The 20,656-nt window shown below is 70.2% G+C and carries 19 protein-coding genes and 1 tRNA gene; 11 read left to right on the forward strand and 9 right to left on the reverse strand.

Annotated features, from left to right (window positions below):
- Nucleotides 1-3 precede the first annotated feature (3 nt).
- Nucleotides 4-4,146, forward strand: a complete 4,143-nt coding sequence (locus K5880_RS20670; RefSeq protein ID WP_297656956.1) for a translocation/assembly module TamB domain-containing protein — start codon at nucleotides 4-6, stop codon at nucleotides 4,144-4,146.
- A 117-nt stretch (nucleotides 4,147-4,263) separates the two neighbouring features.
- On the opposite strand, the gene K5880_RS20675 is transcribed toward K5880_RS20670, so the two are convergent.
- The gene (locus K5880_RS20675) at nucleotides 4,264-4,908 is read right to left on the reverse strand and encodes an NAD(P)H-dependent oxidoreductase (RefSeq protein WP_297656958.1); all 645 of its coding nucleotides are present in this window, start codon (nucleotides 4,906-4,908) and stop codon (nucleotides 4,264-4,266) included.
- 121 nt (nucleotides 4,909-5,029) lie between these two features.
- Here K5880_RS20675 and K5880_RS20680 point away from each other — a divergent pair, with 121 nt between their 5' ends.
- Nucleotides 5,030-5,956, forward strand: coding sequence for a LysR family transcriptional regulator (locus K5880_RS20680; protein ID WP_297656960.1), 927 nt, complete (start codon nucleotides 5,030-5,032; stop codon nucleotides 5,954-5,956).
- A 6-nt stretch (nucleotides 5,957-5,962) separates the two neighbouring features.
- Here K5880_RS20680 and K5880_RS20685 read toward each other — a convergent pair whose 3' ends face one another.
- Nucleotides 5,963-6,763: an IclR family transcriptional regulator C-terminal domain-containing protein gene (locus K5880_RS20685; protein WP_297656963.1), complete on the reverse strand. Its 801-nt coding sequence runs from the start codon at nucleotides 6,761-6,763 to the stop codon at nucleotides 5,963-5,965.
- 77 nt (nucleotides 6,764-6,840) lie between these two features.
- On the opposite strand from K5880_RS20685, the gene K5880_RS20690 reads away from it, so the two are divergent.
- The 6 genes from K5880_RS20690 to K5880_RS20715 all read left to right on the forward strand — a co-directional run bounded on the left by K5880_RS20690 (nucleotide 6,841) and on the right by K5880_RS20715 (nucleotide 11,626).
- Nucleotides 6,841-7,812 (forward strand): tripartite tricarboxylate transporter substrate binding protein, encoded by a 972-nt coding sequence (locus tag K5880_RS20690; RefSeq protein WP_297656966.1) that lies wholly within the window; start codon nucleotides 6,841-6,843, stop codon nucleotides 7,810-7,812.
- Nucleotides 7,813-7,825: 13 nt separating this feature from the next.
- Entirely contained in the window at nucleotides 7,826-9,058 is a 1,233-nt protein-coding gene (locus tag K5880_RS20695; RefSeq protein WP_297656969.1) for an aromatic ring-hydroxylating dioxygenase subunit alpha, read from the forward strand.
- Between the two features lie 2 nt (nucleotides 9,059-9,060).
- Entirely contained in the window at nucleotides 9,061-9,525 is a 465-nt protein-coding gene (locus K5880_RS20700) for an aromatic-ring-hydroxylating dioxygenase subunit beta (RefSeq protein WP_297656972.1), read from the forward strand.
- Nucleotides 9,522-10,493, forward strand: coding sequence for a 4-hydroxythreonine-4-phosphate dehydrogenase PdxA (locus tag K5880_RS20705; protein WP_297656976.1), 972 nt, complete (start codon nucleotides 9,522-9,524; stop codon nucleotides 10,491-10,493). The genes K5880_RS20700 and K5880_RS20705 overlap by 4 nt, the downstream gene beginning before the upstream one ends.
- Complete coding sequence (locus K5880_RS20710; RefSeq protein WP_297656979.1) at nucleotides 10,490-11,497, forward strand: 2Fe-2S iron-sulfur cluster-binding protein; 1,008 nt, start codon at nucleotides 10,490-10,492, stop codon at nucleotides 11,495-11,497. Before K5880_RS20705 ends, K5880_RS20710 begins: the two co-directional genes overlap by 4 nt.
- 54 nt (nucleotides 11,498-11,551) lie before the next feature.
- Nucleotides 11,552-11,626: transfer RNA gene (locus K5880_RS20715), tRNA-Arg, on the forward strand.
- A 13-nt stretch (nucleotides 11,627-11,639) separates the two neighbouring features.
- Here K5880_RS20715 and K5880_RS20720 read toward each other — a convergent pair.
- The gene (locus K5880_RS20720) at nucleotides 11,640-12,893 is read right to left on the reverse strand and encodes a spore maturation protein (protein ID WP_297656982.1); all 1,254 of its coding nucleotides are present in this window, start codon (nucleotides 12,891-12,893) and stop codon (nucleotides 11,640-11,642) included.
- Nucleotides 12,894-13,067: 174 nt separating this feature from the next.
- Here K5880_RS20720 and K5880_RS20725 point away from each other — a divergent pair, with 174 nt between their 5' ends.
- The gene (locus K5880_RS20725; protein WP_297656985.1) at nucleotides 13,068-13,499 is read left to right on the forward strand and encodes a VOC family protein; all 432 of its coding nucleotides are present in this window, start codon (nucleotides 13,068-13,070) and stop codon (nucleotides 13,497-13,499) included.
- 17 nt (nucleotides 13,500-13,516) lie between these two features.
- Here K5880_RS20725 and K5880_RS20730 read toward each other — a convergent pair whose 3' ends face one another.
- The 3 genes from K5880_RS20730 to K5880_RS20740 form a co-directional block, all read right to left on the reverse strand.
- Entirely contained in the window at nucleotides 13,517-14,071 is a 555-nt protein-coding gene (locus K5880_RS20730; RefSeq protein WP_297656988.1) for a glycine zipper 2TM domain-containing protein, read from the reverse strand.
- Nucleotides 14,072-14,160: 89 nt separating this feature from the next.
- Nucleotides 14,161-14,601: a hypothetical protein gene (locus tag K5880_RS20735; RefSeq protein WP_297656990.1), complete on the reverse strand. Its 441-nt coding sequence runs from the start codon at nucleotides 14,599-14,601 to the stop codon at nucleotides 14,161-14,163.
- A 51-nt stretch (nucleotides 14,602-14,652) separates the two neighbouring features.
- Nucleotides 14,653-16,260, reverse strand: coding sequence for an iron ABC transporter permease (locus tag K5880_RS20740; RefSeq protein WP_297656993.1), 1,608 nt, complete (start codon nucleotides 16,258-16,260; stop codon nucleotides 14,653-14,655).
- Nucleotides 16,261-16,340: 80 nt separating this feature from the next.
- Between K5880_RS20740 and K5880_RS20745 the strand changes: the two genes are divergently transcribed.
- On the forward strand, nucleotides 16,341-17,456 hold the full coding sequence (locus K5880_RS20745; RefSeq protein ID WP_297656996.1) for an ABC transporter ATP-binding protein: 1,116 nt from the start codon (nucleotides 16,341-16,343) through the stop codon (nucleotides 17,454-17,456).
- Here K5880_RS20745 and K5880_RS20750 read toward each other — a convergent pair whose 3' ends face one another.
- The 3 genes from K5880_RS20750 to K5880_RS20760 all read right to left on the reverse strand — a co-directional run bounded on the left by K5880_RS20750 (nucleotide 17,457) and on the right by K5880_RS20760 (nucleotide 19,904).
- Nucleotides 17,457-18,872 (reverse strand): PepSY domain-containing protein, encoded by a 1,416-nt coding sequence (locus K5880_RS20750; protein WP_297656999.1) that lies wholly within the window; start codon nucleotides 18,870-18,872, stop codon nucleotides 17,457-17,459.
- Between the two features lie 10 nt (nucleotides 18,873-18,882).
- Nucleotides 18,883-19,380 carry a copper chaperone PCu(A)C gene (locus K5880_RS20755; protein ID WP_297657002.1) on the reverse strand — a complete coding sequence of 166 codons (498 nt, stop codon included), beginning with the start codon at nucleotides 19,378-19,380 and terminating at the stop codon, nucleotides 18,883-18,885.
- A 131-nt stretch (nucleotides 19,381-19,511) separates the two neighbouring features.
- Nucleotides 19,512-19,904, reverse strand: coding sequence for a DUF2946 domain-containing protein (locus tag K5880_RS20760; RefSeq protein ID WP_297657005.1), 393 nt, complete (start codon nucleotides 19,902-19,904; stop codon nucleotides 19,512-19,514).
- A gap of 103 nt (nucleotides 19,905-20,007) precedes the next feature.
- On the opposite strand from K5880_RS20760, the gene K5880_RS20765 reads away from it, so the two are divergent.
- Nucleotides 20,008-20,655 carry a glutathione S-transferase gene (locus tag K5880_RS20765; protein ID WP_297657008.1) on the forward strand — a complete coding sequence of 216 codons (648 nt, stop codon included), beginning with the start codon at nucleotides 20,008-20,010 and terminating at the stop codon, nucleotides 20,653-20,655.
- The last annotated feature ends 1 nt before the right edge of the window (nucleotide 20,656 follow it).

Raw genomic sequence — 20,656 nt, forward strand, 5'->3', positions numbered from 1 at the left:
CGCATGACGCCCGACCCCGACACCACCGCCCCGCCGCCCTCGCGCACCGGCCGCATCGTGCGCCGGCTGCTCGGCGGTCTCGTTGCCCTGGTGCTGCTGGCCCTGCTCGCCTTCGGCCTCTGGGCGGCCTCGCCCGGGTCGCTGGCGCAGGCCATCGGCTGGGGCCAGTCGTTCATGGCGCGCCAGGGCCCGGCCGCCGGCACGCTCACCACCGAAGGCGTGCAAGGCAGCCTGTTCGCCGGCGGCCAGATCGGGCAGTTGCGTTGGCAGCGCGACGGCCTCACGGTCGAAGCCAGCGGCGTGCGCATCGGCCTGAGCCGCTGGTTCTGGGCCGACGCGCTGCTCGGGCGCGGTGTGCGGCTGTCGCAGCTCGACATCGACCGGCTGCGCATCGACGACCGGCGCCCGCCCCAGCCGCCCAAGCCGCCCGAACCGTTGCAGCCCGTCACCCTGCCGCTGCCGGTCACCCTGCCCTGGTCGATCGGGGTGCTCGAATTCGCCGGCGGCGCGCAGACCCTGACCCTGAGTGAACTCGAAGGCGAGTACCGCTACCGGACGGCGGACAGCGCCTGGCGGCTCGGCGTGGCCGACGCGCACCAGCTCGACCTGAAGAACCTGCGCGTGGCCGGCGGCCGCTACGAAGCGCAGGCGGTGCTGGGTGCGCAGGCCCCGATGCCACTGCGTGTGGATGCCCGCGGCGAGGTGCAGGCCACCGTGCCCGGCGGCGCCAGCGTCGCCCTGCAGGCGGTGGCAAAACTCGCCGGCACGCTGGCCACGCAGGATGCCGCGCTCGACGCATCGGCCAGCCTTCGATCCAGCGACGCCGCCACCGCCGCCCAGGCACCGACGCTGGAGGCCACGGCGCGCCTGCGGCCCTGGCGCGCGCAGCCGGTGGACACCGTCGACGCCACCATGGAGCGCCTGGATCTCGCCGCCCTCTGGCCCCAGGCTCCGGCCACGCTGCTCAGCGGCACGGTGCAGGCGCGGCCCGACGGCGCGGACACCTGGCGCGCTGCGCTGCGCATCACCAACGCCGCCAGCGGCCCGGCCGATCAGCAGCGCCTGCCCGCCGAGCGCATCGAGGCCGACCTCGAACAACGCGGTGCGCGCTGGACGCTCTCGCGGCTGGACGCGCGCCTGGGCGGCGGGCGCCTGCAGGGCCAGGGCTGGTTCGAACCCGGCAGCAGTGCGCCCGCCGCAGCCTCGTCTTCATCCTCCCCTGCCCGCTGGCACGGCGACGTGACCGCCACCAGCGTCAACCCGTCGCTGCTCTGGAGCCGCATCGCACCGGCCGCGCTCGACGGCTCGGCCCAGGCGCGCACGGAAGACACGGGTGCTGGCGAAGCCATCGCCATCAGCGCGCGCATCCAGCCCTCGGGCACGCAGCCACGCGCCGGTGCGCTCGCCGGCCTGCGCCTGCGCGAACTCGATGTGAAAGGCCGCTGGCGCCCTGCCCCCACCGACATGGCGCAGGGCGTGCTGGAGCTGCGCTCGTTGCGCCTGCTGGCCGCCGACGCCACGCTGGAAGGCCAGGGCAGCCTGGACACGCAGGCGCGCCGCTTCGACGGCCAGCTGGCGCTGCAGGTCCCCGGCGCGCAGGCCCGCTGGCAGGGCCAGACCGCGCACGCGCAAGGCCAGGGCGATCTGGACCTGCGACTGGACGACGCCGCGCGCGTGCTGGCCTGGGTGCGCGGCCTGCAGACGCTGCCCGTTGCCGGCCCGGTGATCGCCGCCGCGCTCGAAAGCGTGCCCGGTCTGGCACTGGACGGCAGCGCCCGTCTGGACGCCGCCTGGCAAGGGGGCTTGGGCGCATTCGGCTACCCCGCGCCGGCCTCGGGCGCTGCGCCAGCCGCCGCGCCGCGCCTGCAGGTCGACCTGAACCTGCCGCGCCTGCGCGTCACGCGCGACGGCACCGAAGCCGGCCCGCCGCAAACCCTTGAACTGGGCGCGCTGCGCCTGCAGGTCAGCGGCCCCCCGCAACAACTGGCTCTCAGCCTCGCCGGTCAGGCCACGCAAGGACCATGGCGCGCCGACCTCGACACCGAGGGCACGCTGCAACTGGGCGGCGCGCGCCAGCCCGACGCAGACAGCGGCCGCATCGACCTGAGCCGGCTGAGCCTGCGGGCCACCGACAACGCGCGCGCCGACCGCAGCGTGGTCTGGTTGCTGCAGAGCGCGTCCCGGTTCGGCCTGCGATGGCAGGGCGCGCGCAGCGGCAACTTGCAACTGCAGGCCGAGCCCGGCGAGCTTCGGCTGCAGCCCTCGTTCAACCGCAAGAGGGGGACCACCACCGCGCCGGCCGTGGCCGACAGCGCTGCTGCTGCGGCGGCGGCCGCCACACCGAGCGTGACCACGCCCATGGTGCTGTCCTGGGAGCGCCTGAGCTGGCGAGCCGGGGCGCTGGACACGCGCGGGCGCCTCACCGGCCTGCCACTGTCCTGGCTGGACACCCTGGCCACCGCCGAGGGCGCGCGCCACGGACCGCTGAGCCAGGCCGGACTGGGCGGAGACGTCGTGTTCGATGGCGACTGGGACCTCTTCCTGCCCGCCGACGCCAGCGCGCCGCCCCGTCTGACGGCACACGTGCAGCGCCGCAGCGGCGACCTCTCGGTGCAGACCGACGGCGCCTTCGACGAGAACGCCTCGTCCCTGCAGCGCCTGCAGACCGGCATCCGCGAAGCACGGCTGGACATCGAGACACAGGGCAGCAATGTGCAGGCGCGGCTGCGCTGGGACAGCGAGCGCCTGGGCACGGCCAGCGCCGACCTGAACACCACCCTGAACCCGCCCGGCGCCGGGCAGGCGGCCTGGCACTGGCCCGAACAGGCGCCGCTGCGCGGGCGTGTACAGGCCCGCCTGCCGCAGATGGGCGTCTGGTCGGCGCTGGCGCCACCCGGCTGGCGCGTGCGCGGCTCGCTCGCCGCCGACCTCGCGCTGTCGGGCACACGCGCCGCGCCGCAGTTCAACGGCTCGCTCAACGCGGACGATCTCGCCCTGCGCTCGCTCGTCAACGGCATTTCGTTCTCGCGCGGACAGCTGCGCGCCACGCTCGCGGGCGAGCGCATCACCGTCGAGCGCTTCTACCTGCAGGGTCGTGGTGGCGCCGACAACGGCGGCACGCTGCTGGCCACCGGCAACACCGAGTGGCGCAGCGTCACCGTGGACGGCCAGACGCGGCGTCAGCCGTATGTGAGCCTGCAGGCCACGGCCACGAAGCTGCGCGTGTCCACCCGCGCCGACCGCCGCCTCACGCTGTCCGGGCAACTGCAGGCCGAACTCGCCGGCCCGGCCTTGCAGCTGCGCGGCCAGCTCACCGCCGACGAAGCCCTGTTCGTGCTGCCCGACGACACCACCCCCAGCCTGGGCGACGACGTGGTGGTGCGCGGCACCGAAATTCCACTGGAAGATCCCAACGCCTACCGGGTGCAGCCGGACGTGCTGGTCGACCTGAACCTGGGCAACAACTTCGAGGTGCGCGGGCAGGGCCTGCAGACCCGGCTGAGCGGCGAGATCAACGTGCGCAGCACCCCCGCCGCGCCCACGCCGCGGGTGCTCGGCGAAGTGCGCACCGTGCGCGGTACCTACCGCGCCTATGGCCAGCGGCTGGCCATCGAAACCGGCGTGCTGCGCTTCACCGGCCCCTACGACAATCCCACGCTGGACATCACCGCCGTGCGCCCCAACACCACACAGCGCGTGGGCGTGATCATCAGCGGCACGGCACAGGCGCCACGCGCACGCCTGTTCTCGGAACCCGAACTGCCCGACAGCGAAAAACTCGCCTGGCTGGTGCTGGGTCGACCCGCCAGCGGCGCGGGTGCCGAGGCCGCCGTGCTGCAGCAGGCCGCGCTGGCACTGCTGTCGCGCGGCGGTGGCGGGCTCGAAGGTGGCGTGGCGGGCGCACTGGGGCTGGACGAACTCACGTTCACGGGCAGCGCCACGAACGCCGACGGCACCACGTCGGCCGCCGCGGTCACGCTGGGCAAGCGCCTGTCCAGCAAGCTGTACCTGAGCTATGAAAGCAGCCTGGCCGGTGCCATGGGCACGGTATCGATGTTCTACGACCTCTCGCGCCGTCTCACGCTGCGCGCCAGAGCGGGCGAAGAGAACGCCATCGATCTCATCTTCACGACCAGTTTTGACTGACCCCCCGCGCCGCGCCTGCGGCGCGTCACCCCCCTTGCAGGGGGGGCAACACCTGCGGCCCGGCGAAGCCGGTTCCGCGGTGTTTCTGGATCGGTGGGCTCTCGCCCCTGAGATGCTTCAGGCCACGTTGGCGACTGCGGGCTGGTTGGCAGCCACCGCGGTGAGCGAACGGATCTCGACTTCAGCGGCGCTGATCGCCTTCGCCTTGGGTTCCGGCCCCATGGCCACGCCCTCGGCGCGCACGAAGCGCACGTCGGTGATGCCAAAAAAGCCCAGCACCGTCTGCAGGTAGGTTTCCTGGTGCTCCATGGCGCGGCCGGCGTCGCTGGCCGAATACACGCCGCCGCGCGTCAACGCCACGATCACCGTCTTGCCACCCGCCAGACCCTTGGGGCCTTGTTCGGTGTAGGTGAAGGTGCGCCCGGCCTGCGCCACGCGGTCGATCCAGGCCTTGAGCTGGGTGGGGATGGTGAAGTTGTAGAGCGGTGCGCCGATCACGACCACGTCGGCCGCCAGGAACTGGCTCACCAGCGCCTCGGACAGTGCGTTTTCCTGGCGCTGCGCTTCAGTGGCGGCGGCCTGGCCGGTGCGGAAACCCAGCGCATCGGCGCCCAGGTGCGGCACCACGCTGGCGGCCAGGTCCAGGTGCTGCACCTGGGTGCCCGGGTGGGCAGCGACCCAGGCAGCCACGGTCTGCGCGGTCAGCTGGCGGGAAACGGACTGGTCGCCAGTGATGGCGGAATCGATGTGAAGCAGTTGCATGGAAATCTCCAGTGAGGGAAGCCACGCCGTGTGGCCATGGATAGATTGTGGTTTCGAACCCAATTTCTGATAAGTCGGCAGAATTGCGACATATCGTCTCATTTACAGGACAATCAGCACCATGCAAGACCTCAACGACATGCTGTTCTTTGCCGAAGTCGCCGAGCGCGGCAGCTTCGCGGCCGCCGGCCGGGCGCTGGGCCTGCCCAAGTCGCGCCTTTCACGCCGCGTGGCCGAACTGGAAGCGCAGCTCGGCGTGCGCCTGCTGCAGCGCACCACGCGCAAGCTCTCACTCACCGACGTGGGTGAGACCTACCTGCGCCACTGCCTGGCGCTGCGCGAATCGGCCCAGGCTGCCGCCGACGCCGTGGCCCACGCGCAGACCGAACCGCGCGGTACCATCCGCGTGGTGTGCCCGGTCACGCTGGCGCAGACAGTGCTCAGCGGCGTGATGCCGATCTACCTCGCACGGCATCCGCAGGTGCGGGTGGAGATGGAAGTGAACAACCGCGTGGTGGATCTGGTGGAAGAAGGCGTGGACGTGGCGCTGCGCGTGCGCCTGACGCTGGAGGAAAGCGGCAGCCTGGTCATCAAGCGGCTGGACGAGGCGCGCTCCGTGCTGGTGGCCAGCCCCGCTCTGCTGGCCCGCCAGGGCACGCCCACCACGCTGGAGGAAGCCAGTCGGCTCGACAGCGTCGCGATGTCGGCCACGGACGGCCAGGTCAGCATCCGGCTCACCAATGCCGAAGGGCGCGAGGCGACGCTGCAATACACACCGCGCTACATCGCCGACGACCTGCTCACCCTCAAGTACGCGGTGCTTGGCGGCAGCGGCATGTGCTGGCTGCCCGACTACATGTGCGAGGACGAACTGCGCGACGGCCGGCTGGTGCGCCTGTTGCCCGAATGGAGCACGCCGGTGGGCGTGGTGCACGCGGTATTTCCCTCGCGCCGGGGCCTGTCGCCAGCGGTGCGCAGCTTCCTCGACTTCCTGGGCGAATACGTACCCGTGTGCGGCAACCTGCTGCGCCGCCCGGGCAACACGTGAGCGCGCTCAACCAGGGAAGAGGCGGGTCGCCAGCGTGTCGCGCGCGCGGTTGAGCATGGGCAGGAAGGCGTCGCGGAATTCGCCCATGCCCATGCGTTCCACGCCCACGGCAATGCTCATGGCCGCCACCACCTGCCCCTGGCGGTCGCGCACCGGCACCGCCATCGACCGCACGCCGACCTCGAGCTCGCCATCGTTGGTCGCATAGCCTTCTTCGCGGCACCGCTGCACCAGCTCGACCACGCGCGGCACGCTGAAGATCGTCTGCCGCGTCAGTGCCACGCGGGGCATGTTGCGCAGGCGTGCCTGGGCTTCCTGCGGCGGCAGCCCGGCCAGCAGCACGCGGCCCAGGGCCGAGCAATAGGCCGGCAGTCGCGAGCCGATGCCCAGTCCCGTGCTCAGGCTGCGTCGCGCCGTGGAGCGCCCCACGATGATCGCGTCGTTGTCCAGCAGTTGCCCCAGCGAGGCCGATTCGCGTGTGCGCTCGGACAAGGCATCCAGCAAGGGCTGCGCCAGCGAAGGCATGGGCCGCGAGGACAGGTAGGCGTTGGCCACCAGCAGTGCGCGCGGCTGCATCCAGAAGCGCTTGCCATCGCTGTCCAGATAGCCCAGTTGCTCCAGCGTGAGCAGGGAGCGCCGCGCGGAAGCTGGCGACATGCCGGTCAGGCGCGCCACCTCCGACAGCGTCAGGCGGCTGTGCTGCCGGCCAAAGCAGGTGAGCACGTCCAGCCCCTTCTGCAAGGACGTGACGAAATGGCGGTCGACCGCATTGACCTCGGTCAACGCTGCGGGTGGATTCTTGCGCATAGCGCAAATCTAGCTTGTTCCCTGTCGTGTGTGTTGGGACACTTGCCTTCCCCATTGAGCCATCACGGAGACAACCCATGACCCATTCCTTCTCGCGCCGCCTTGGCGTGGCCCTCGCATTGGCCTCGTGCCTGTTCGGCAGCGCCTTTGCCCAGTCGAATCCTCCGCTGCTGAAACTGATCGTTCCCTTCCCGGCCGGAGGCACTGCAGACGTGTTGCCGCGCATCCTCGCGGAAAAGCTGCGCACGCACTACACGGCGGGCGTGGTGGTCGAGAACCGCACCGGCGCGGGCGGCAACATCGGCGCCGAGACGGTGTTCCGCTCGGCACCCGATGGCAGCACCTTCCTGGCTTCACCGCCCGGACCAATCGCGATCAACCACCACCTGTACAAGAAGCTGCCCTTCGACCCCACCCAGTGGGTGCCGGTCACGGTGATGGCCACCGTGCCCAATGTCCTCGCGGTCAGCACCAAGCTGCCGGTGCAGAGCGTGGCCGAGTTCATCGCCTACCTCAAGGCGAATCCGGGCAAGGTGACGTATGCCTCGCAGGGCAACGGATCCACCTCGCACCTGACCGCCAGCCTGTTCATGCAGCTGACCGGCACCGAGATGACCCACATTCCCTACCGCGGCACGGCCCCCGCGCTGGTCGATCTGGTCGGTGGCCAGGTCGACGTGTTCTTCGACAACCTGAGTTCTTCCGCACAGTTCCACACCACCGGCAAGCTGCGCATCCTGGCGATCGCGGACGCGGTGCGCTCGGCCGCCTTGCCCCAGGTACCCACCTTCGAAGAATCGAAGGTGGCCGGCATGAACGCCGTCACTTTCTTCGCCGTGGTGGCGCCTCCCGGCACGCCCGCGGCCACCGCCGCAGCGCTGCAGAAGCAGATTGCCGACGCCATGGCCATGCCCGATGTGAAGTCCCGCTTCGCCGAACAGGGCGCCGAGCCACGCGGCTGGTCGCCCGAGCAGACCGGCCGCTTCATCCAGGCCGAGTCCGACAAGTGGAACAAGGTCATCAAGAGCGCCAACGTGACCCTGGAGTGAGAGAGAGCCCGTCATGCACGAACAGACCATCCACTGGCGCAGCGACGCGCTCACGCGCATTCCCTATGCGCTGTACAGCGACGCGCAAGTGCCCGAACAGGAGCAGGAGAAGATCTTCCGCGGCAACACCTGGAACTTCCTCTGCCTGGACGCGGACCTGCCCGAAGCAGGCAGCTACCGCACCACGTTCGCCGGCACCACGCCGGTGGTGGTGGTGCGCGACGGCGACGGCGAGGTCTACGCGTTCGAGAACCGCTGTGCGCACCGCGGCGCGCTGATCGCGCTGGAGAAGTCAGGCAAGGTCGAGAACTTCCAGTGCGTCTACCACGCCTGGAGCTACAACCGCCAGGGCGACCTGACCGGCGTGGCCTTCGAAAAAGGCGTCAAGGGCGAGGGCGGCATGCCGCCCGACTTCTGCAAGGAAGCGCACGGCCCGCGCAAGCTGCGCATCGCCGTGTACTGCGGCCTGGTGTTCGGCAGCTTCTCCGACGACGTGCCCGACATCGAGGAATACCTGGGCGACGAGATCTGCCAGCGCATCGAGCGCGTGATGCACAAGCCGGTAGAAGTCATCGGCCGCTTCACGCAGGCCCTGCCCAACAACTGGAAGCTGTACGTCGAGAACGTCAAGGACAGCTACCACGCCAGCCTGCTGCACCTGTTCTTCACCACCTTCGAGCTGAACCGCCTTTCGCAGAAGGGCGGCGTCATCGTCGACGAATCGGGCGGCCACCACGTGAGCTATTCGATGATCGACACCACGGCGGAAAAGGACTCTTCGTACAAGGACCAGGCCCTGCGCTCCGACAACGACCGCTACCGCCTGAAGGACCCGACGCTGCTCGCCGGCTTCAAGGAGTTCGACGACGGCGTGACCCTGCAGATCCTCTCGGTGTTCCCGGGTTTCGTGCTGCAGCAGATCCAGAACTGCCTGGCCGTGCGCCAGGTGCTGCCCCAGGGCGTGGACCGCACCGAGTTGAACTGGACCTACTTCGGCTACACCGACGACACCCCCGAGCAGCGCAAGGTTCGCCTCAAACAGGCCAACCTGGTGGGGCCGGCCGGCTTCATCTCGATGGAAGATGGCGCCGTCGGCGGTTTCGTGCAGCGCGGCATCGCCGGGGCACGCGACAAGGAGGCGGTGGTGGAAATGGGCGGCGACGAATCCGGCTCCAGCGAGGGCCGCGCCACCGAAACCTCGGTGCGCGGCTTCTGGAAAGCCTACCGCCACCACATGGGGGCCTGAGCATGATCGACCTGCTGACCATCGCCGCCTTCAACGCCCGCTACGCCCACACCATCGACAGCGACGCGCTGGAAGCCTGGCCCGCGTTTTTCACCGAAGACTGCCACTACCGCATCACCCACGTCGAGAACGAGCTGGAAGGGCTGGCCGCCGGCATCGTCTATGCGGACTCGCGCGCCATGCTGGAAGACCGCATCGCCGCGCTGCGCGAGGCCAACATCTACGAACGCCAGCGCTACCGCCACCTGCTGGGCCTGCCCATGGTGGTGTCGGCCGACGACACGGCGGCGCAGGCGCAAACACCCTTCATCGTGGTGCGCATCATGGCCACCGGGCAGAGCGAGGTGTTTGCCACCGGCGTGTACCGCGACCGCTTCGTGCGCGATGCTGGCGAGTTGTTGCTGGCCGAGCGCGTGGCCATCTGCGACAGCACGGTGACCGACACCCTGATGGCGCTGCCGCTGTGAACGCCTCACAGGCACCGCGCCGCCTGGCTCTCTCGGCGGGAGACCCCAACGGCATCGGCCCCGAGATCGCGCTCAAGGCGCTGGCCGCGCTGGCGCAGGACCAGCGCGACCGCATCACCGTGTTCGGGCCTCGTGCGGTGCTGCAGCGGGCCGCGGCCGTGTGCGGACTGTCGGCGCTGCTTTCCCAGATCCGGCACGTCGAGGCTGGCTCGTTGCCCGACAGCGCCGCCGTGCCCGGCCGCATCGACCCGGCCGCCGGTGCGTCCACGGTGGCATCGGCCACCGCCGCGCTGCAGGCCGTGCGCGCGGGGGAATTCGACGCGGTGATCGCCTGCCCGCACCACGAGACCGCCATCCACCAGGCCGGCATCGCCTTCAGCGGCTACCCCTCGCTGGTGGCGCGCGTGTGCGGCATGCCGCAAGACGAAGTCTTCCTGCTGCTCGTGGGCGGCGGCCTGCGCATCGTGCACGTGACCCTGCACGAGAGTGTGCGCACGGCGCTCAACCGCATGACGCCCACGCTCGTTGAGCAGGCGGTGCGGGCCGGTGTGCGTGCCTGCGCCCTGCTGGGCGTGAACGACCCGAGCATCGGCGTGTTCGGCATCAACCCGCACGCCTCGGAGGGCTCGCTGTTCGGCCCGGAAGACCAGCAGATCGTGGTGCCCGCCATGGCCACCCTGCGCACCGAGGGCCACCGCGTCGACGGGCCGCACGGCGCCGACATGGTGCTGTCGCAGCGCCGTCACGACCTCTACGTGGCCATGTTGCACGACCAGGGCCACATTCCCGTCAAGCTGCTCGCGCCCAACGCCGCCAGCGCCCTGAGCATCGGCGGCGACGCCCTGCTCTCCAGCGTGGGCCATGGCAGCGCCATGGACATCGCGGGCCGCGGCATCGCCGACCCCACCGCGCTGCTGCGCACGATCGCCCTGCTGTCGGGCGACGCCCGAACACAGATCCCTTCATGAGCCATTCCATTTCCATCGGGGCGACCGAGGTCGCCTTCGACAATCCGCCCGGCCAGAGCCTGCTCGACGCGGCCCTGCACGCCGGCATCGAGCTGCCCTATTCCTGCCGCAAGGGCGTGTGCGGCAGTTGCGCCGGCGGCATCGTTTCGGGCGAGGTGCGCGGGCTGAACGGTGCGGCCATTCGCAACGACACCTGCGGCCCGGACCAGGTGCTCTACTGCCTGTGCGAACCCGTCTCAGACGTGGTCTTGCAACCGGTGTCCTGGAAGCGCATTGACCCGGCCGCGCGCAAGACCTTCACCGCCAGGGTGTACAGCAACCAGCTGGCCGCGCCCGATGTGTCGGTGCTCAGGCTGCGCCTGCCCGCGGGCCAGCGTGCGAAATTCCAGGCCGGCCAGTACCTGCAGATCCTGCTGGAAGACGGCAGCGCGCGCTGCTATTCCATGGCCAACCCGCCGCACGAAAGCGATGGCGCCACGCTGCACATCCGCCGCGTGCCGGGCGGGCAGTTCAGCGCCCGTGTGGCGCAACTCGCCCCCGGCGACCTGCTCCAGATCGAACTGCCGTTCGGCAACGTGGCCCTGGCCACCGAAGACACGCGCCCGATCGTGTTCGTGGCCGGCGGCACCGGCTTTGCACCGGTCAAGTCCATCCTGGACGACATGATGAAAAAACGCGTGCAGCGCGACATCACCCTGATCTGGGGCGCACGCGAGGCCGGGGGCCTGTACCTGCGCCCGGCGGTGGAGCGCTGGCAGAAGCAGTGGCCGGGCTTCCGCTTCACCGCGGCACTGAGCGGAGCGCCATCGGACGGCGCGTTCCCGGGCCGCGTGGACGAGGCATTGCGCAGCACCTGTGGCCCGCTGGCCGGTCATGTCGTGTACTGCTGCGGTTCCCCTGCGATGGTGACCGCCGTGCGCGCGGCAGCTACCGACAAGGGCCTGGCCCACGAAGACTTCCACGCCGACGTGTTCGTGCCGGGGCCGTCGTCCACGCCCACATAGCCGGAACGCGCGGCGCCCACCCCGGGCGCGCCCGTACAATGCGGGCTCGTTTTCGCCGCCATAGTTCAATGGATAGAACGAGCGCCTCCTAAGCGCTAGATACAGGTTCGATTCCTGTTGGTGGTACCACCCGCAGGCCCGCTCAGCGCAGCATCGCGTAGCCCACGCCGATCGCCGCCACCAGCCCCACCACATCCGCGAACAGCGCGCACGCCAGCGCGTGGCGCGCGTGCTTCACGCCCACGCTGCCGAAGTACACGGCAAGCACGTAGAAGGTGGTTTCGGTGGAGCCCTGCACGATGGCCGCCAGGCGCCCGGCGAACGAGTCGACGCCGTGGGTCTGCATCACGTCGATCATCAGGCCGCGCGCGCCCGATCCCGAGAGGATCTTCATCAGGCCCACGGGCAGGGCCGGCAGGAAGTCGGTGTCCCAGCCCATCGCCGCCACCGCCGCGCCGATGCCCGACATCAGGAAGTCCATGCAGCCGGCCGCCCGGAACACGGCGATCGCGATCAGGATGGCGATGAGGTAGGGCACGATGTGGATGGCCACGCCAAAGCCCTCCTTGGCGCCGTCGATGAAGGCGTCGTAGACGTTCACTCGCTGCCACGCACCCGCCAGCAAAAACAGCGCCACCACGCCCAGGATGACGCCCGCGCCCGTGGCGCCGGCCACGCGCGCCGCGTCTTCCGCGGGCAGTTGCGCCAGCGCGCTCACCGCCCATGCCAGCAGCCCCCCGACGACCAGCACCGGCAGCAGGAAGCGCGGGCGCCACAGCGGCAGGCGCTGACACACGGCCACCGCGAGCACGCCGGCCAGCAGCGCGATGAAGGTGACCAGCAGCACGGGCAGGAAGATGTCGGCCGCGTTGAAGCCCGGGCCGAGCCCTTGCTTGAGCGCGATGCTCTGGCGGATGGCGATCACCGAGGTCGGGATCAGCGTGAGCCCGGCCGTGTTCATCACCACGAACATGATCTGCGCGTTGCTCGCCGTGCCCGGCTGCTCGGTGTTGAGCGTCTGCAGTTCGCGCATGGCCGTCAGGCCCAGCGGCGTGGCCGCGTTGTCCAGACCCAGCAGGTTGGCCGAGACGTTCATGGTGATCGCGCCCTGCGCGGGGTGGCCCTGCGGCACGCCAGGGAACAGGCGCCGCAACAGCGGGCCCGCGAGCCGGGCCAGCAGCTCGATCATGCCGGCGCGCTCGCCCACCTTCATCAGGCCCAGCCACAGCGCCATCACGCCCGCCAGGCCCAGGGAAATCTCGAAGCCCGAGCGAGCGCCGTCGAACAGGGCGGTGAGCAGCGCCTGCAGGATGCCGTCCTCGCCCAGCACCCAGCGCACCAGGGCGGTGGCGAAGGCCACGAGGAAGAGACCGATCCAGACCCAGTTCAACGCCATGGAGAGCGATGGTAGCGGGTGGCGCCGCACGACCGGCCATTCATCGGCGCGGCACGGCGCATGTCGAAACGGCGACTCGCCATCCGTCGTGGATGGGCAGGCCGAAGATCCGGGCGCCCATGGCCGCCCGGGCGCATGCAACCCCGTTCACACCACCACCAGGAGATTCACACCATGTCCACGCAACTCTGCGCCTACCTGTCCTACGACGGCAACTGCGCCGAAGCCATGAAGTTCTATGCCCAGGTGCTGGGCGCGAAGCTCGAAGCGCTCATCACCTACGGCGAGATGCCCGGCGGCGACCCGGTGCCGCCCGAGCAGGCCGGCCGCATCATGCACGCCTACCTCGTGCACAAGGACTTCGCCCTGATGGCCGGCGACGCGCCGCCCGGCGTGCCATTCGCCGGCATCCAGGGCTGCATGATGGCCATCACCTATCCCACGGTGGCCGAGGCCACGCGCGTGTTCAACGCCCTCGCCGAAGGCGGCAAGGTGGGCATGCCGCTGGCCGAAACCTTCTGGGCCGACACCTTCGGCATGGTGACGGACCGCTTCGGCACGCCCTGGGGCGTGAACGGCGGACCGAGGGAAATGGCCGGGAACTGAAGGAGAAGCCGGCAGGGCTACGACTTCGCGTCGGGCGGTGGGGGTGTCGTCACCACCTTGCCGTCCTTCACGGGCAGCGTCGCACCCGGCTTGAACGACATCCGCACCGTGGCCTCCTGGCCGTCGAGGCGGTAGGTGACGTTGTAGCCGCTGAGCTTCTGCGACTTGTCGTTCACGGTCCTGCAGCGGCGCTCGGTCGTCGTGACGACGTCCTTCTGCTGCATGTTCTTCTGCACCTGGTTGCCGGCGTAGCCCCCGGCGGCCGCACCGGCGACGGTGGCCAGCGTCTTGCCGCTGCCGCCACCGATGGTGCTGCCCAGCAGGCCACCGGCCACGCCGCCGATCACCGTGCCCGCGATGCGGTTGCTGTCCTTCACCGGCGCCTGTCTCTGCACGGCCACGTCCTCGCACTGCTCGCGCGGGGTCACCACGGTCTGCATGACCTCCTTGACCGCGATCACCTCGGCGGTGGCCGGCTTCGTCAGCGTCTGGTACCCGGTAACGCCACCGGCCCCCAGCACCACCATCGCCAGACCACCCACGGCGACGCCTTTCATCATTGACTTGTCCATGTGCACGCTCCTTTCGCAGGGACTGAATCTAGCGGCGGCTTGTGTCGGGCGCGCACACCGGCCTGTTACGGGAGGTAAGACTTCGCAAGCTACAGCTGCCCCTCGGTCAGCGTGTCGAGCTGGAAGCGCCCGCTGCGGTCCCAGAGCCAGGTGTCGACGTACTGCACCCGCCCGAAGCCGGAGGGAGGCGGGAACGGTGCCGCCAGCCGCACCAGCCGCACGATCTCGGTCATGACTTCGGGGGCGTGGCTCGGCCCGCGCAGCCAGCGCGTGGCACCCACGCGCCCGCCCTGGTCCAGCTCCACTTCGAGCACGCCGATCGCATACAGCATTGACGGCAACCGGCCGCGGTAGATGCGCTCCGGGTACTTGCGGTAGAGATGGGCCGCGGCCTCGCGGCGGTAGGCCGCGCTGGCGGGCGCCTGGCCCGGCAGCGGGCTGCGGATGACTGAACAGCCGGCCACCACGGCCGCAGCGGCCAGTGCCAGCAGCTGGCGGCGTTCGTCCGGTACGGTGCGGAGGCAGCGCATCCGGGCATTTAAGCAGCGGTGGATGCGCGGCACAAGCGCCGCAACATCCGCTTACCGAGACCGCAGCGTGCGGCTCAGCAGGATCACCGGCACCAGGCCCACCAGCACCAGGGTGAGCGCCGGCAGCGCCGCCTCGCCCAGGCGCTCGTCGCGCGCGAGCTGGTAGGTCACCACGGCCAGGGTGTCGCTGTTGAAGGGGCGCAGCACCAGCGTGGCGGGCAGTTCCTTCATCACATCCACGAACACCAGCAGCAGCGCAGCGGCGGTGGAACGCTTCAGCAAAGGCCAGTGCACGCGCGCGGCCAGCCCCAGGCCGGTGGCACCGAGCATGCGGGCGGAATCGTCCAGGCTGGCCGGCATGCGGGCATAGCCACTTTGCACCGACTGCAGAGCCACCGCCGTGAAGCGCACCAGGTAGGCCCAGACAATGCCGAGCGCGGTCGCGGTCACCCAGTAACCCACGCTGGACTCGGGCCGCACGGCCTGTACCCAGCCCACGGGCAGCAGCAGGCCTACCACGATCACCGCGCCGGGCACGGCATAACCCAGGCTGACCAGTTGCACCACGCCGCGGGTGACCTGCCCAGGCCGCGCGCGCTGCGCGAATGCCAGCGCCAGCGCAATGGCGGTGGCCAGCGCGGCGCCCAGGCTGGCCAGCCAGAGGCTGTTGCGCGTCCACTGAGCGAAGGCGGTCCAGGGCAGTTCGTCCCAGCCCCCGATGAGCGGTCGCAGCATGAACAGCACCGGCAGCACGAAGCCGAAGGCGATGGGCAGCGCGCAGACCGCCACGGCCAGCGTTGCGCGAGCGCCGCGCAGTGCCACAGGCTGCGCTTCGGCGCTGCCGGCGCGCTGGCCGCGCAGTGTGGCAAAACGCATGCGGCGCTGCGCGCGGTGTTCCAGCCAGAGCAGCAGCGCCACCGTGGCCAGCAGCACGCTGGCGAGCTGCGCGGCGGCCAGGCGGTTGTCCATGGCCAGCCAGGCCTTGTACACGCCGGCGGTGAAGGTCTGGATGCCGAAGTAGCTCGCCACGCCGAAATCGGCCAGCGTTTCCATCAGCGCCAGCGCCACCCCGGCGGCCACGGCCGGGCGCGCCAGCGGCAGCGCCACCTCGCGGATGCGCCGTGCCAGCGGGGCGCCCAGCAGGCGCGCGGCTTCCATCAACTGCGCGGCGCGCTCGGACAGCGCGGTGCGCGCGAGCAGGTAGACATAGGGGTACAGCGAAAACGTGAACACCCAGACCGCGCCGGGGGTGCTGCGCACCTCGGGCAGCAAGCGCCCCTGCAGGGCAAAAGTCTCGCGCAGCCACACCTGCAAGGGGCCACTGAACTGCAGGAAGTCGGTGTAGGCGTAGGCCACCACGTAGGCCGGCATGGCCAGCGGCAACAGCAGCGCCCACTCGAACATGCGCCGGCCGGGGAAATCGAACAGCGTGACGGCGCTGGCCGTGGCCATGCCCACCACCGCGACACCGATCGCCACGCTCACGCACAGCACCAGCGTGGTGAGCGTGTACTCGGGCAGCACGGTCTGCGCCATCTGGCCCAGCACGTCGCGCGCCACCGCATCGAACTGGAACCACGACGCCCCCAGCGACAGCACCGGCAGCGTGAGCAGCAGGGCAAGCAGGATCAGGAGGGCCGGGGCGAACCAACGCAGCATGGTCAAGGGAATCCGGGTGAAAGGGCCATTGACCCGCGTCAACACAAATGAGAATTGTAGTTATCTACAATGAGCCGCCTATGTTTCTTGACGTCTCCCACCTCAGCGTGCGCTACCCCGGCCTGTCCCAGGCCGCGGTGGATGGCGTCTCGCTCGGGCTGCGCGCGGGCGACATCGGTGTGCTCATCGGCCCATCCGGCTGCGGCAAGACCACGCTGCTGCGCGCCGTGGCGGGCCTGGAGCGCGCCAGCGGCGGCAGCATCACGCTCGACGGCGAGACGGTGAGCGACGACCAGCAGCACATGCCGGCCGAGCAGCGCCGCATCGGCATGGTGTTCCAGGACTACGCCCTGTTTCCGCACCTGGACGTGGGCCAGAACATTGCCTTCGGCATCCACCGCCTGCCGCGCGCCGAGCGCGAGGCGCGCGTGGCCGAGGTGCTGCAGCTGGTGGGCCTGGCCGGCATGCAGGCGCGCTTCCCGCACGAGCTCTCGGGCGGGCAGCAGCAGCGCGTGGCGCTGGCCCGTGCGCTCGCACCGCGCCCGCGCCTGCTGCTGCTGGACGAACCGTTCTCCAACCTGGACGTGGACCTGCGCGAGCGGCTGGCACACGAGGTGCGCGCCATCCTCAAGGCGGCCGGTGCCACCGCCCTGTTCGTCACGCACGACCAGCTCGAAGCCTTCGCCATCGGCGACGTGATCGGCGTGATGCACGAAGGCCACCTGCACCAGTGGGAAGACGCCTACGCCCTGTACCACCGCCCGGCCACGCGCTTCGTGGCCGAGTTCATCGGCCATGGTGTGTTCGCGCCGGCGCAGATCCGCATGAACGGCCAGGACGTCTCGGTGCAGACGCCGCTGGGCGCACTGCACGACGTGGAGGAATGCCCGCTGCCCACGGCCTACGAGGCCGGTCTGTGTGATGTGCTGCTGCGCGCCGACGACATCGTGCACGACGACGACGCGCCGGTGAAGGCGCAGATCCTGCGCAAGGCCTTCCGCGGCTCGGAGTTCCTCTACACGCTGCGCCTGGCCAGCGGCGAGCTGCTGATGACGCACGTGCCCTCGCACCACAACCACGCCGTGGGCGAGTGGATCGGCATCCGCGCCGAGGTGGACCACGTGGTCACCTTCGAGCGCGGCTCCGGCTCGAGCTCACCCCCAGCACCCGGCGTGGCCCGGATTGCACCGGCCTGATCAGCGCAGCGCCGCGCGCAATGCCGGCAGGCGCGAGATCACCAGCCCGTCCAGCACCAGCACCGCCAGCAGCACGGCGCCCGTGAGCGGAAACGCCAGCGCCACCGCGCACATCACCACCGCCCCGCCCTTCCACAGCGGCAGGTTGCTCGGCATGGGGGGTGCCCCCAGCCGCCAGTGTCCCGCGGGTCGGCGCTTCCACCACAACACGATGCCGCTGACGCACAGGAATACGGTGGCCGCGCAGAACAGCAGGTTGAGCCCGGCGTTCCAAAGCCCCAGGTCGCCCTGGTGCAGTGCAATGCCCACCGCCATGGCCTTGGCCAGCAGCGGGTAGTCGGCGTACGCGGCTTCGGCCAGCACGCGGCCGCTGTAGCGGTCCACGTGCACGGTGCGGTCGCGGGTGGGGTGGTTCAGGTCGCCGCTCATGGTGTCGGCCGAGAGCGTGAACACGCCGGTGTCGCCCTGCGGCAGCTGGATGTGGTGCTGCCCCTGGAAACCGAGCCGCTGCGCCAGCGCGGCCACGGTGTCGAGGTTCACCGGCTGACCGGCCGGCACGCCCGCAACACCCGCCGCCGAACCCGAGAGCGGCAGCAGCGTCTGCTCCAGGCCCCAGGGCACCTCGTGCAGGCCGGCAGGGTTCAGCGTGGCGTGCGTCGCGTCAGAGGTGGGCACGTCGTCCCACTTGGTGGCCGGGAACGTGCCCCAGGGCTGCGCGAACTGCGCGCCCCACACCCCCGTCCAGGACAGACCGGTAAGCAGGAACACCAGCAGCACCGCAGCAAGCCAGAAGCCCAGGCTGGCGTGCAGCGAGCGCCACCACAGCCGCCCCTTCAGCCGCAGGTCGGGTAGCAGCACCTGCGCCCAGCGCGTGCCGCTGCGCGGCCACCAGAGGTACAGGCCGGTGGCGATCATCACGATGGCAAAGCCGGCGGCGACCTCGATCAGGCGATCCCCCACGTCGCCGAGCAGCAGCGTGCCGTGGATCTTCTCGGCCCAGGCGAACACGGTGTCGTCCTTGTCCACCAGTTGCAGCACCCGCGCTGTGTAGGGGTCGACCGCAACGGCTTCGTTGACGCCATCGCGTGCCACCACGAACCAGCTCGCGCGCTCGGGGGTAGCCGGCGCGATGTACTCGCGCAGCACGGCCTGCGAACGCAGTTCGAGCACGGCATCCGCCTGCGCGCTCACCGCCAGCGGCACCTGGCCGGGCGGCACCGGCACCGTCACGACGGGCCCGAGGCGGCTCTGGAAACCGGTGAAGAACACCATCACGGCACCGGTGAGCGCCAGCATGAGCAGAAAGGGCACCACATAGAGGCCGGCGTAGAAGTGCCAGCGCCAGGCCACGGCGTGGAACCGGGGCGCGCGCACCCCCGCGTCCGGGGCGGACGCGCCCTGGATGTGAGCGGTCATGGTGGCCGCCTCAGTGCTTGTGCTTGCCGTGGTCGTCAGCGGCAGCCGCAGCCGCCGAAGGCGCCTTGGCATTGAGCGCACGGGCGGTGGCCTTGACCTCCAGCGTCGAGCGCTGGCCGTCCCGGTCTTCGAGCACCAGCGTCACGGGCACCACGTCGCCGGCCTTCACCTGGCCCTTGAGGTCCAGGAGCATCACGTGGTAGCCACCGGGCTTGAGTTCCACCGGTTGGCCCGCGGGCAGCGACAGGCCGGCGCTGAGTTCGCGCATGCGCATCACGTCCTTGTCCATCGCCATTTCGTGGATCTGCACCACGCCAGCGATGGGGGAACGGGCCTCGACGACACGGGTGTCGGTGCGGGCGGTGAGCTGCATGAAGGCGCCGGTGGCCTTTTGTTGCGCGACGGTGGCGCGCACCCAGGCGTCCTTCACGTCGACGTGCACGGCGGGCGCTTGCGCCCAGGCGCCGGCGGTGACGGCCAGCAGGGTGGAGATGAGCAGTTGTTTCATGGAAGCAGCCCTTGAGAGGGAAGACAGGGATCGGGGGTAGCCCGGCGTCCGGTCGCATCGGGGTGCGAACGCAAGGCAATGAGCAGGACGGCCGCGCGCGACCGGATGGCCACACGAACCGCGAAAGGGCGTCAGGCCTGCGGCGGCGCGCGCGACGGCGCGGCGGGCCAGTGCGTGGACGGAGCGGACGCGACCGGCGGTGCCAGCGGCCGTTCGGCACGGGGCGCGGGGGCCAGCGACTGCGGGGAAACATCCGGCGGCAGGCCGGCGGCGCCCTGCAGGCTGCACCAGGGGCAATGCCGGGAGGCGTCGGCCATGGGCTTCTGTCCCGTGGCTTCGCCTGCGACCTCGAGCGCATCGGTCTGTACCCAGACCATGCCGCTGGCGCTGCAGACCTGCACCCAGCCCTGGCCGCCCTGGGCCACGACAACCGCCTGAGCCACCGTGGGCGCGAGCGCGCCCAGCACCATGGCGAGCATGGCCAGCCAGGCAGCGAAACGGTGGGTGGCACGGGTCAGAGGCATGGCGGCCGATTCTACCCACCGGGCCGCGTCAACTGCGGGACGCCCGGGCAAGGCCCGCCGCGACTACGATGGGACCACAACCCGTTCAATGGAGACAGACGACATGCTCACACTCTGCGGCTTCGCGGCCAGCAACTACTACAACAAGGTCAAGCTCGCCCTGCTGGAAAAGGGCCTGCCGTTCGAGGAAGAACTGGCCTGGATCGGCGAAACCGACAAGGCCTGCAGCCCGCTGGGCAAGGTGCCCTACCTCAAGACCGACACGGGCGCCATGTCCGAATCCACCGTGATCCTGGACTACCTGGAGTCGGCCTACCCGCAGCACCCGCTGATCCCGACCGACCCGTTCGAGGCCGCGAAGGTGCGCGAACTCGTGCGCTACCTGGAGCTGCACCTGGAGCTGGTGGCGCGCAATCTCTACCCCGAAGCCTTCTTCGGCGGCAAGGTGAGCGACAGCGCCAAAGAGAAGATCGCGCCGCAACTGGAGAAGAACATCGCGGCGTTCGCCAAACTGGCGAAGTTCTCGCCCTTCCTGGCGGGTGGGACGTTCACGCTCGCCGACTGCGCGGGCGCGGTGCACCTGCCGCTGCTGAGCAGCGCAACAAAGATCATCTACGGCCGCGACTTCCTGGCCGACCTGCCGGTGCGCGACTACCTGAAGAAACTCGCCGAGCGGCCCACGGTGCAGAAGGTCAATGCGGACCGCAAGGTGAACACCGAGTTGATGCTCAGCCGAGCGAAGAAGGGCTGAC

Source organism: Hydrogenophaga sp., from assembly GCF_025699295.1.
GTDB lineage: Bacteria > Pseudomonadota > Gammaproteobacteria > Burkholderiales > Burkholderiaceae_C > Hydrogenophaga.